At 60.8% G+C, this 11805-nt stretch carries 9 protein-coding genes; 3 read left to right on the forward strand and 6 right to left on the reverse strand.

What is annotated here, in order from left to right:
* Window positions 1-44 precede the first annotated feature (44 nt).
* Window positions 45-1421, forward strand: coding sequence for a VOC family protein (locus CGA22_RS16590; protein ID WP_041022073.1), 1377 nt, complete (start codon window positions 45-47; stop codon window positions 1419-1421).
* A gap of 458 nt (window positions 1422-1879) precedes the next feature.
* Window positions 1880-2398, forward strand: coding sequence for an Hcp family type VI secretion system effector (locus CGA22_RS16595; protein WP_041022074.1), 519 nt, complete (start codon window positions 1880-1882; stop codon window positions 2396-2398).
* A 376-nt stretch (window positions 2399-2774) separates the two neighbouring features.
* Here the strand turns inward: CGA22_RS16595 and CGA22_RS16600 are convergent, their stop codons facing one another.
* From CGA22_RS16600 to CGA22_RS16620, 5 genes are all read right to left on the reverse strand, one after another.
* Entirely contained in the window at window positions 2775-2987 is a 213-nt protein-coding gene (locus CGA22_RS16600; protein ID WP_041022075.1) for a hypothetical protein, read from the reverse strand.
* A gap of 30 nt (window positions 2988-3017) precedes the next feature.
* On the reverse strand, window positions 3018-3260 hold the full coding sequence (locus CGA22_RS16605) for a hypothetical protein (protein WP_041022076.1): 243 nt from the start codon (window positions 3258-3260) through the stop codon (window positions 3018-3020).
* A 75-nt stretch (window positions 3261-3335) separates the two neighbouring features.
* Window positions 3336-4406 (reverse strand): lipocalin-like domain-containing protein, encoded by a 1071-nt coding sequence (locus CGA22_RS16610; protein WP_041022077.1) that lies wholly within the window; start codon window positions 4404-4406, stop codon window positions 3336-3338.
* Window positions 4403-6877, reverse strand: a complete 2475-nt coding sequence (locus CGA22_RS16615) for an ABC transporter permease (RefSeq protein ID WP_041022078.1) — start codon at window positions 6875-6877, stop codon at window positions 4403-4405. Before CGA22_RS16615 ends, CGA22_RS16610 begins: the two co-directional genes overlap by 4 nt.
* A complete protein-coding gene (locus tag CGA22_RS16620) occupies window positions 6874-7542 on the reverse strand; it encodes an ABC transporter ATP-binding protein (RefSeq protein WP_041022079.1) in 669 nt (222 codons plus the stop codon). The genes CGA22_RS16615 and CGA22_RS16620 overlap by 4 nt, the downstream gene beginning before the upstream one ends.
* A gap of 214 nt (window positions 7543-7756) precedes the next feature.
* Between CGA22_RS16620 and CGA22_RS16625 the strand changes: the two genes are divergently transcribed.
* Window positions 7757-9706 (forward strand): acyltransferase family protein, encoded by a 1950-nt coding sequence (locus CGA22_RS16625; RefSeq protein WP_223194797.1) that lies wholly within the window; start codon window positions 7757-7759, stop codon window positions 9704-9706.
* 118 nt (window positions 9707-9824) lie between these two features.
* On the opposite strand, the gene CGA22_RS16630 is transcribed toward CGA22_RS16625, so the two are convergent.
* Window positions 9825-11522 (reverse strand): sulfatase-like hydrolase/transferase, encoded by a 1698-nt coding sequence (locus CGA22_RS16630; protein WP_188258650.1) that lies wholly within the window; start codon window positions 11520-11522, stop codon window positions 9825-9827.
* Window positions 11523-11805: the final 283 nt, after the last annotated feature.

Genomic DNA, 11805 nt, shown 5'->3' on the forward strand with positions numbered 1-11805 from the left:
ACTTTCATTCCCAATTCCCACAGTCCGAACCAGGAATTCCCACCATGAGTTTCGTCAGTCCCGACCTGATCCGCCAACGCTTCTCCAGGGCGATGTCCGACATGTACCGCGACGAAGTGCCCCTGTACGGCACGTTGATGAACCTGGTGGAACAGACCAATGCCCGGGTGCTGGTCAACGATCCGCAACTGGCCGAACACCTGAACAGCACCGGCGAACGCGAGCGCCTGGACCTCGAACGCCACGGCGCGATCCGCGTCGGCACCGCTGCGGAGCTGGCGACCCTGAGCCGGTTGTTCGCGGTCATGGGCATGCAGCCGGTGGGCTATTACGACCTCACGCCTGCCGGGGTACCGGTGCATTCCACAGCCTTTCGCGCTGTGCATGAAACGGCCTTGCAGGTCAGTCCGTTCCGGGTGTTTACCTCGTTGTTGCGCCTGGAACTGATCGACAACGCCGAGCTTCGGGCATTTGCCGAGTCGGTGCTGGGCAAGCGGCAGATCTTTACGCCCCAGGCCCTTGCGCTCATCGACCTCGCTGAACGCCAGGGCGGCCTGACGCAAGCCCAGGCCGACGACTTCGTCCTACAGGCCCTGGAAACGTTTCGCTGGCACCACAGCGCTACCGTCACCGCCGAACAGTACCGTCAACTCAGTGCCCAGCACCGCCTGATCGCTGACGTGGTGGCCTTCAAGGGCCCGCACATCAATCATCTGACACCACGCACCCTGGACATCGACAGGGTCCAGGAGCAAATGCCCGTGCATGGCATCACCCCCAAGGCGGTGATCGAAGGCCCGCCCCGCCGCCAGTGCCCGATCCTGTTGCGCCAGACCAGTTTCAAGGCGCTGGACGAACCCGTCGCCTTCACCGACCAGCCCCATGCCCAAGGCAGCCACAGCGCCCGCTTCGGTGAAATCGAACAACGGGGCGCCGCCCTCACGCCCAAGGGCCGTGCGCTCTACGATCAGTTGCTGAACGCGGCTCGGGATGCCTTGGGGGAATTTCCCAATGAGGCCAATGCCGCACGCTACAATGCGCTGATGGCCGAACACTTTACGCCGTTCCCGGACAGTCACGATGAGTTGCGCCGGCAGGCATTGGCGTACTTCCGTTATTTCGTGACACAAAAGGGCCTGGCCGCCAAAGGCACACTCGAGCCGTCGACGTCGCTGGAACACTTGGTTGAACAGCGATACCTGCGCGCCGAACCGCTGGTGTATGAAGATTTCCTGCCGGTCAGCGCCGCGGGTATTTTCCAGTCGAACCTCGGCGATGACGCCCAGAGCCGTTACGCCGGGCAGTCCAATCGCCAGGCCTTTGAACAAGCGTTGGGACGAACGACGATCGATGAGCTGGGGCTGTACGCCGAGACACAGCAGCGCTCCATTGATGAGTGCAGGGCGGTGTTGGGTTTGTAGGCGCGCGGCTCCTTTGAATGCCTGAAATGACTGTGTTCTGAAGAGGCTGATTGTGGCGAGGGAGCTTGCTCCCGCTTGAGTGCGGAGCACTCACAAAAAAGGGGCCGCTGCGCAGCCCAGCGGGAGCAAGCTCCCTCGCCACAGTAAGCATCTCGGCTACAAGATCAGGTTTGGCAAAAAATGCCCCACCGCTTTCGCCATGAGCCCATCATTCGCGTCGTTCTGCCTGTTCCCACGGGCTCGCAACCGTTGCGCAAGAAATTGCATGGCGCTGCGCAGGCTGTTGCGCAGATCGCGTCCAAATGGTCGAAGAAATACTCGAAGGCAGCTCATAAAGTTGAATAAATATTTGAAATAAAAGGACTTTTATAGAAATGGCATAGCTCTTGATAACTCCTCCGGCACCTCGGGACGATTCCTTCCCAGGTCCTTTAGTTATCCAGCAAGGAGAGCATCCATTGGCTACCCCCGCATACATGTCCATCGAAGGCACCAAACAAGGTCTGATCACTGCCGGCGCGTTTACCGCCGACTCGGTGGGCAACACCTATCAGGAAGGTCATGAAGACCAGGTCATGGTGCAGGGCTTCCAGCATCAGGTCATCATCCCGCGCGATCCACAATCGGGCCAACCAACCGGTCAACGCGTGCATAAACCGCTGGTCATCACCAAGGTCTTCGACAAGGCTTCGCCACTGCTGCTGGCGGCCCTGACCTGCGGTGAACGCCTGACCAAGGTTGAAATCCAGTGGTATCGCACTTCTGCTGCCGGCACTCAGGAGCATTACTACACCACTACATTGGAAGACGCGATCATCGTCGATATCAAGGACTACATGCTCAACTGCCAGGACCCGGCGAACGCACACTTCACCCATCTGGAAGACGTGCATTTCACCTATCGCAAGATTACTTGGACTCACGAAGTCAGCGGAACGTCGGGTTCCGATGATTGGCGCTCGCCGGTTGCCGGTTAATACCGGGACAACCGTTCATGCATCGGCCGGCTCGGCTGGTCGATGTGGATAAGTATGAGTAAGTGTTTCAGACGGTGTTCGCCCAGTGTGACGGCCTCGGCATTCCATGCACTGGTAAAGAGCCAGACACTGGGCGAACGGGCTCAATCATAGTGGAACTTTCGAGCTATGTCCGCCTCACGTTTATAAATAATTATTCAGCTCTGGCTTATTTTAATTATTGGCCGCCAATACCCACTCGTCCGTTCAATTAATCGTTTGACTGAGTTGCAGAAGTTGGATCCTATTAATAGTTGTACAGCCTGTTAGATAAATGCAACACATCAGTACAACAACCCATCCGATCATGTAACGCGTTACATAACCCTGACAATAGTTATACGTTGCCGTTTTTATTGGATCGAGATGACGGACTCCCGTGATGACGCCCGGCTTTTTGTGCCTCGGTCTCGCCCGCTCCAGGCTCACCCTCCTGCTGTTTGCGCTTGGCCGGGTCGTTCGGGCGCTGGGCATCGTTATCGCGCTCCACTTCGCCGGGCAGCGCCGGTTCGTCGGGGTTCTGCGTGGTGTGATCAGGATTGTCCTTCATGGCTACTCCTGGCGTGTTCGGGCTCACAAATCAGGCATCGGGGTCGGCGACTTCTTCGGCAACGTTGGCATCCGGGGAGCGCTGGTGGAGCTGTTCGGCCCGGGCCTTGAGCTCCTGCCATTGCGCCAGGTCGATAGCCCCTTGGCCGAACAGGTCGTTGGCCACCTGCATCAACTCGGTGAAATGAGCATCGGGCGACTGCTGCCAATAGGCCTTGTCGTCGAACAGTCGCTGCCAATCGGCCAGCGCCGGGGGTTTGAGGTCATCGCTCATGACGGGCTCCTGTCAGGCCTTGTCCGGGCATTCATAACGTATGAGGGAGCCGCTCCCCGGGAGTTCCGACGAGTCTCAATAACCGGTCATTTCCAGATAGCCGCTGCCGCCATGACTGCCGTTCACCTGCACCGGGCCTTCCCAATAGGGGATGCGCAGGGCCATCCAGGCGTTGGGGTTCAGGGCGCGGGTGCTGATCTCGACCTGCTTGCCAGGGATCTTGATGGACCAGCGAACCGGCATCGAGCGTCCGGCGACTTGGGCGGTGTCCAGCGGCACCAGCTCGATGTCGGCGGCGTGCAGGGGTTGCGCCTGGCCCTGGGCATCGATCCAGGTGCCGGTGAGATACGGCGCCCCGTCCTTGTGGCGCATGCGGTAGAGCATCACGTGCTCGCCACTGTCCAGGTGCAGGGAGAACCAGTCCCATCCGGTCTGGTTAGCGGTCAGCGGCTGGCTGCTCCACTCACGATCAAGCCAGGCCGGGCCACTGACCGTGTAGCGCCGACCGTCGATCTCCAGCTGACCACTGGCCTGGAAGAACGGCTGGCTGTAGTAGTACGACGCCTGCCCCTGTTGGGATTTCTGGCTGAAACCCTTGTCGCCCTGCAATACCAGGGGACGGGCCGACGTGAGCCGCAGCTCATAGCCAAAGTGTGAATCGCGGGCCTTCAGTTGCATGTCGGCCAACGGGTCGGGGCCGCTGGCTTGGGTGGTGAATTGCCAATCGTCGATCCAGGCCTCGAAGGGCATCGCCTGCACCCCGGCCTGCCCCACCCCGCCCCGCGCATAGCGCTCGGCGGCATGATGGACTGTCGCAGAGGTGACCGCGGCGTGACCGAGCCAGATCGTCTGGTTGCGCCAGCCATCCGCTTGGGGGCCGGCGCTCAAGGCACTGCGAAACAGTGTCCATTGCACGCCAAATTCATGCCCCTCGGCATCCTTGAGATTGGCGGTGACATACCACCATTCGATGCGATATCCCTGGTGAACGCCGTGATCCGCCGGAAAGCCGAACACCCGCCCAGGCACCACCGGTGTGAAGGCAACGGCCTCGCCGCCCAGGCCGGCAAAGCCTTTTGGGGGTTCCGCCGGTTTGTCACAACCGCCGAGCAGCGCCAACAACAGCAGGCCGATCCGGATTTTCATGAGCGGTCCTCCTGGGAAAAGCGCCTGAGCAGATCAGCAGGCTGGGTGCGGTACAAGGCGTACAACGGCCAGGCGGACGCCAGCAACGTGGCGAACATCGCCAACGCCAGCAATTGCACCAGTTGCACCGGGAACACCCGCAACGGCAAGCGCCAACCGAACGCCTGCACATTGATCACCGCATCCAGGCACCAGGCCAGGGCGATACCCAGCGGCACGGCCAGCACCAGGGTCAGCAACGACAGCAGCCAGGTCTGGCCAAGGTTGAGCAGCATCAGTTGCCGACGTGTCACGCCCAGCGCCCACAGCGGCGCCAACTGGCCGAGACGACTCTGGCTCTGGGTCAGCAGGCTGATGAACAGCGCCACCCCAGCCACGGCCAGCGTCAAGCCGTTAAGCGCAGCGGTGGCGGCAAAGGTGCGTTCGAACACCTGGGTCGACCAGCCCTTGAGCCGGGCCTGATCGAGGATCCGGCTGTCGTCCAGGTCGAATCGACTTTGCAGCGCCGCCAGCAGCGTCGGCATGGCAGAGGGCTCGATCCGCAGGTTGAAGCGATACGGCGTCAGTTCCGGCCAATGGGCGAGCAGGTGGTCGACGTTGACCAGCACATGGCCCTTGGGATTGCCGTAGTCGGCGTAGATACCGACGATACGTGGCGTCCATGGCCCCTGCGGAGTGGGCAGGGTCAGTTGATCGCCAACCCGGACCTTGAGGCGACGGGCCAACTGTTCGCTGAGCATCAGCGTGTCGGCGGCGGCCAGTTGCTCCCAGGCTCTGTCGGCGGAGTCCAACAGTGGCCAATGCTGGCGATAGAGAGGGTGATCGATGACACCGAAGACATCCGTCGGCCAGCCTTGCAAAGGCACCGAGACCTGCCAGTTGGGCAATATGGCCGTCACGGTCGGCTGCTGTTTGAGCCAGGCGTGCAGCTCGCCGGCCTGGGCCGGGGTCTGCGGGCTGACGTACAGTTCCGCGGTCAGGCGCTGTTCGAGCCAGTGGGTGAACGTCTGACGGAAACCTGCGGTCATGCTGCCAGCACCGATATTCGCCGCCAACGCCAGCAACAAGGCCATCAACGCCAGGCTCAACGTCGGCAGTTGTTGCCGGCAGTCAGCGAGAAACCATTGTCCGAGCACTGAACGGCTGCGGCGCAGCAACAGGTTCAGCGCATGATTGAGCAATACCGGCAAGGCCAGGGCCGCGCCCAGCAGCAAGGCTGTCATCAGGACAAAACCGCTGGCCAGACTGTCACCCCGCAGCAACGCAAACACAGCAATCAATGCCGCCAATGTCGCTACCCAGCCCTGACGGCGCAGCCAGCGTGCATGGGCCTGATGCCAGGCCTGGGGGTTGGCCAGCGCCAGCAACGGCAAACGCGCCGCCCGCAGCAAACTGTCGGCACCGGCCAGCAGCGCGCCGAGCAGGCTCAGGCCTACGCCGCTCAGCCACCACCACGGGCTGAGATTCAAATACCCGGGCACTTCGGCACCGTACAACCCGCGCAGGCTCGCCGCGACATCCGGCAACAGCAGGCTCGCCAGCCAATAGCCGCTCAGTACCCCGGCCACGCCGCCCAACAACGCCAGTGCCCCCAGCTCAACCGCCAGGCTGGTGACCAGCATCCGCGCACTGACGCCGCACGCTCGCAGGGTTCGCAGCAAACTGCGGCGTTGCTCCAGGGCCAGGCCGATCGCCGCGTGAACAATGAACAACCCCACCACAAACGACAGGAAACCCAGGGCGTCGAGGTTCAGGTGAAAGCTTTCGGTCAGGCGCGATAGATTGTTTTCTTCATCGGCGCGCTTGAATTGCAACCGACCGTTGAACGTTTCGGGCAACGCCGCGGTGAACGTGGCGGGCAGCAGCAAACGGGACAACCGTTCCGGCTGCCCGAGCACTTGTTGAGCGAAGCCGATGTCCATCAGCAGCATGCCCGGCGCCATGTCCGCCTGGACGTGCAGGGGTGGCAAGGCGTGTCCATCGAAGGTCAGGGGCCGGTCGCCCTCGCCCAGTCCCAAGGCTTGCAGGGTTTGCGGGGCGATCCAGGTGCGGCCAGGCTCAGTGAAAAACGCCACCACCTCGCTCATTTCCCGCGTCTGCCCCGCCAGCGCCGCACCGGCGGGCAGCGAAACCGGCTCGATGCCCATCAGTTGCAGACGCTGGTCTTCATGCCCCTTGAGCGTCACCCTGGTCTGCAACACCGGCGACACCGGCCAACCCTGGCGACGCAGATCGACAAACCATTGCTGGGGAAAGGTACCACCACCGGGGGCACTGAGGCTGGCCTGGGGTTCGCCGCCAATGAGCTGGCTGGCTCGGGCGTAGCTGTCCCGGGCCTGACTGTTCAAGGCTTGCACGCCGGTCAGCAGGCTGGTGGCGAGCCAGAGCCCGGTCAACACACTGAAGAACTGCACCGGGTGCAAGCGCCAATGGCTGAGCAAGGCCTTGAGGGTCTGGCGAAAGATCATCAATCCTGACCCACCTGCGCCAGCCGCCCGCCGTGCAACACCACGCGTTCAGCCAGACGGGCCGCCACCCGCGGACTGTGGGTGACCATCAGCAGACTGGTGGAGCTGCCATCCAACAGCTCCAGCAACAGGTGCAGCACTTCGTCACTGGTGGCTTCGTCGAGGCTGCCGGTGGGTTCGTCGGCCAGCAGCAAAGGCGGACGCGAAGCCAGCGCCCGGCCCAGGGCGACCCGTTGCTGCTGGCCGCCGGAAAGCTGTTCGGGATAACGTCGCAGCAGGTCCCCAAGCCCGAGTCGTTGTATCAGGTGGGCCTGCCAGGTGGGGTCATGGCGACCACACAATCGCGCCTGGAACGCCAGGTTGTCTTCGACCGACAAGCTGCTGATAAGGTTGAACTGCTGGAACACCAGGCCGATTTCCGTTCGCCGCCAACTCGCCAACTGGCTTTCGCTCATGCCGTCGAGCCGGTACTCGCCACTGCGGATACTGCCCCGATCGACCTTGTCCAACCCGGCGACCAGGTGCAGCAAGGTACTTTTACCACTGCCGGATTCTCCCATCAGCGCCAGGCTGCTGCCCGGCGTCAACGTCAGGTCGACGCCTTGCAACACCGGCAACGGGCCCTGAGGGGTGACGTAGCTTTTGAACACATCGCGGACTTCAAGCATGGAAAGGCTCGGATGAGACACTGTGAGGCTCAGGATAACGGAGTTGAGTGCCGGCCCCCATCGCTGAGCCTGCATTAAGGGTGCCTACCGTTTGTCAGTGCGCGACCACATTGGCTCCGCCTTTCTTGTGCAGTGTCAATTTTCAGCTATCAATCAATCAGTAATACACGCCGCTTCCGATCTTCCGGCGAAACCGTCATGAAAATGACAACCCTTGACGCTGCCTTCAACGACGGTCACCGACATGCCTCACAACGACTATCGCCACGATATCGACGGGCTTCGCGCCGTTGCAGTCATCGTCGTGTTCATCCATCACCTCAGCACCAACCTGCTCCCGGGTGGCTTCGTAGGCGTCGACATTTTCTTCGTCATCTCGGGCTTTCTGATCACCTCCCAGGTGTTTTCCGAGATCAAGAACAACACCTTTTCAGTGAAGCGTTTTTATCAACGACGCATCAACCGCATCGTGCCTGCGTTGGCAACGGTGTTGCTGGCGAGCGTGGTCGCCGGGGCCTTCATCCTTTCTCCGGCCGACCTGAACCGGCTCAACCTCAGTGCGCTGCTGTCACTGCTAGGGGTCTCGAATGTCTACATCTGGATGAAGTACGGAAATTACTTCGCGGCGGACGCCAGCGAGGCCCCGTTGCTGCACACCTGGTCGCTGGGTATCGAAGAACAGTTCTATGTGATCTGGCCGTTGCTCATTCTGGCGATCCATCGGCTGGCGCCGCGTTATGTGCTGGCCGTGCTGGGGGTGGGCATTGTCGTGGCCACTGTTTTTTCGGAGTACGCCACGAACGTCTTCGTCACCGCCTCCTACTATCTACTGCCCACGCGTTTTTTCGAATTGATGGTGGGTGGGGTACTGGGCATTTATCTGTATCGGCCAAGGCCGCTCGGCAAGCGGGCAGCCTTGGGGTTCGCGTTGGCAGGGGCCGGGTTGATCGGCTTTTCCTTGTTTACCCTGAACCCCGACGCCCCCTTCCCCGGCATCAATGCCTTGATGCCTTGCCTGGGCGCTGCGTTGCTGATTCTGGCCGGCAGTGCTGGCGTGCAGTCTCGCTTATTGAACAACCGGCCCATGGTCTTCATCGGCCTGATCTCCTACTCGCTTTATCTATGGCACTGGCCACTGATTGCCTATCTGAATTACCTGGGCATTGCCATTACCCTTCCCGTGGGAATTTCACTGCTGGGGGTGTCGATCGCCCTGTCCTGGTGCTCCTGGCGCTATATCGAACGCCCCTTTCGACGGACCGGAGCACAATTACCGTTTGCGCACGTATTCACTCGACGATTCATGGCACCGGCCCTTGGGCTCGCCGTGTTGGCTGCGCTGACCCTGCAACTGCACGGTTTTCCACAGCGCTTTGCGCCAGAGGTGTCGACGCTTGAGGCCATGACCTTGGTCGAGCCGAACAAGCTTCGCAGCGATTGCCACATGCCCAACGCGAAATACAGTGCCGAGCCCAACCCCAACTGCCGTATCGGGGCACGCAAGGAGCAACTCGATGGGATCATGGTCGGTGACTCGTTCGCCAACCATTTCACCGGCATGGTGGATATCCTGGCCAAACCCAACGGCATCAGCTTGATGGATTACACCCTGGATGACTGCCCGCCGATCTTCGGTTACACCGCGCCGATATCGCCGGTGTATGTCGCCCATTGCACGGAACGCAACAAACGCGTGCAGAAGCTGATCGAGCAGAACCAGTACGCTGACGTGGTGCTGGCTGGGGCCTGGCCCAGGGACGAGGCGAGCGCCCATATGATCGAAGCCAGTATCAAGCGCGTGGCGGACAACTCGGGGCAAGTCATCGTGATTCTCAGCAATCAGACCATCGACAAAGCCGCGACCTGCCCCGTGCGCCGCTTGATGTTCAGCATCGACCGCCCATGTTCGGCACCGCTGGATATCGCGGCGCCTTACTGGGCAGGGATACGCGCAAGGCTGCCCCAGGTGCACTTTATCGATCCTAATCAAGTGATCTGCCCGGCGGGGCTGTGCAGCCCGATCATCGACGGACAAATGCTCTACCGCGATGACGCACACTTGAACGATGGGGGGTCACGCTTCATTGGCCGCACATTGCTCGACCAGGGCTTCTCGCTTCTCCACGACCCCACCCATCCCGGAACGATCGCCACGACAAGATAGGCCTTCACAAGGGATTGGCGGTGAGCTGGGATGGTGTGTCCACCCCGGACCCGGGTGGGAGCGAGCCTGCTCGCGATGGCGGCGGCGCAGTCAACATCCATGCAAGCTGACCCACCCTTCAGTGCCCTACCGCCATCTCAGCCTGGGCCGGTTTCGGGGTCACGATGCTGTTCAGGTCGATGTGTTTCCAGGCCGGTTTGGCGCCCAGGCGTGCGTTGAATCGGTAGTTGAAGGTGAAGTCGTCTGCGGTGGGTTGGTCGAGGGATTTGCCATACAGAGCTTGCACCCCCGCACGGTCATAGCCCATCAGCTGCAACAGCGTCGGGAAGATGTTGTAGTGGCTGGAACGGTCCTTGTTCTGGGCCCAGGCCTCGCGCCAATCGAGCGTGTGCAGACGGCTACCCTGGATCACCACCAACGGCACCAATCCCTCCTCTTCCACCGGGTCCCCGCCACAATGGGTGTTGAGCCCCGGGTTGCCGCGTTCATGCAGGTCCTGGCCATGGTCTGAGGTGTAGATCAGCACGGCATTGGCCAAGGCCGCCTGGCTGAAGATCCTCCGGAAAAACTCGCCGACATTCCACAACAGCGTGTTCTGGTAGGCGTTGCGGTAGAGCACCCAGTCATCCTTCTGGCCATTGAAACCGTCACGCCGGCCGGTGTCGGCCACGTCCTGATACTGCCCTCGCGGCAAAGCGGGGCGGTAGCTCATGAAATCATCGGGGTACTTGTCATGCACCGGGAAATGCGCGCCGACCTTGTTGATGACCACCAGCTCCGGCTGGTCATCGCCGAGCAACTCGATCAACTTGTCCGCCGCCGCCATGTCGCGGTCGCGCACGCTGGTCTGGTCGAATTGGACAAAGACATCGATGTCCTTTTTCTCCAGATCGGTCATCAGGTTCTGCAGATTGCCCCCCGTGCGCTGGGCGTCGATGTAGACGGTGCGCAAGCCCGCGCCCTTGGCGTACTGCCAGATCGAAGGTTGGGTGCTGTTGATGCGCATGTAGTCGGCGCGGGTACCCCCATAGCGCAGGGTGACATTGGTGTCGGCGCTGCAATTGGCAATGGAGGCCGCGTAGCCGAAATTGAAAATATCCACCCCGGACGGCGGCGTCTTGAGCCCGGAGTGCACACCCGACGGCGTATTGATATCCAGGTAGTTGCCGGAGACGCTTTCATCGATGATCAGCACGATGTCATGCCCGATCGGCGACGTTTTCCGCACCAGGCGCACCGGCTCCCGCGGACCGACCGTGTTGTGCAAGGCCTCATAGACGAACAGGTTCAAATAGGCCAGCGGCGTGTACATCGCCGGTAGACCCCGGGCACCTTCGCCAGCCCGCACAAAGAGCACACCGCTGAGCATCAGTACGCCCAGCAGCGGCGCGGCAACGGGGAGATAACCGGGCAGCGGTATCCGCCGGCGGGGCTTGAGACCAATCCCCAACAGCAGCAACAGTCCGGCGACCATCGCGCTGATGATCACCTCGCGATACTGCCAGGCCGCCTCCTGGATAAAACCACCGGAGTACACCAGCGACACGAACTGGCTGTAGGTCAGGTAGCTGTCGGTCACCCGGGTGTACACCTCGAAGAACACCGCCGACACAAACATCGCCAACGCGAACAGGTGCCGCACCAGCGCGTGGCGGATATAGGCGGTCATCCACAACGCCACCACCAACGCCACGAACATCGCGCCGAACAACACCGTCGCAAAGCCAAAACCCAGCGCCTCCAGACGGTCAAGGTAGTAGTCATATCCCCTGATCAGGTACAGCGCCAGCAGCAGTTCCTTGAGGTATCGGGCCATGGCTTTCTCGACGCAATCGTGACGTTCGCAAAGGGCTCTGTTCCTGGACACTAGCAGCGGCGTTCCAAAGCGCAAGAAAGGTCATGAATCAAATACGCGTCAAAAAAAAGTTAGCCCAAAAATGACACGAAACACCCTAAAAATAATGAAGAATCTATGGGTAAATACCGTTCATCGATTTTTTTGACGCGCATTTAACCCTTTAAAACAGGCACTTTTCCAAGACTGTCAATAACTTGATATCAAAAGGCCCGACACTTTCTAGTTTTGCCAACAGTGACAA

The sequence above is a fragment of the Pseudomonas sp. PSB18 genome, from assembly GCF_014596565.1.
In the GTDB taxonomy this organism is placed as follows: domain Bacteria; phylum Pseudomonadota; class Gammaproteobacteria; order Pseudomonadales; family Pseudomonadaceae; genus Aquipseudomonas.

What these genes read in the sequence shown, in the direction of transcription:
- CGA22_RS16590 (WP_041022073.1), top strand. Translation starts at nt 45, where the DNA reads ATGAGTTTCGTCAGTCCCGACCTGATCCGCCAACGCTTCTCCAGGGCG.
- CGA22_RS16600 (WP_041022075.1), bottom strand. Translation starts at nt 2,987, where the DNA reads ATGAAGGACAATCCTGATCACACCACGCAGAACCCCGACGAACCGGCG.
- CGA22_RS16605 (WP_041022076.1), bottom strand. Translation starts at nt 3,260, where the DNA reads ATGAGCGATGACCTCAAACCCCCGGCGCTGGCCGATTGGCAGCGACTG.
- CGA22_RS16610 (WP_041022077.1), bottom strand. Translation starts at nt 4,406, where the DNA reads ATGAAAATCCGGATCGGCCTGCTGTTGTTGGCGCTGCTCGGCGGTTGT.
- CGA22_RS16620 (WP_041022079.1), bottom strand. Translation starts at nt 7,542, where the DNA reads ATGCTTGAAGTCCGCGATGTGTTCAAAAGCTACGTCACCCCTCAGGGC.
- CGA22_RS16630 (WP_188258650.1), bottom strand. Translation starts at nt 11,522, where the DNA reads ATGGCCCGATACCTCAAGGAACTGCTGCTGGCGCTGTACCTGATCAGG.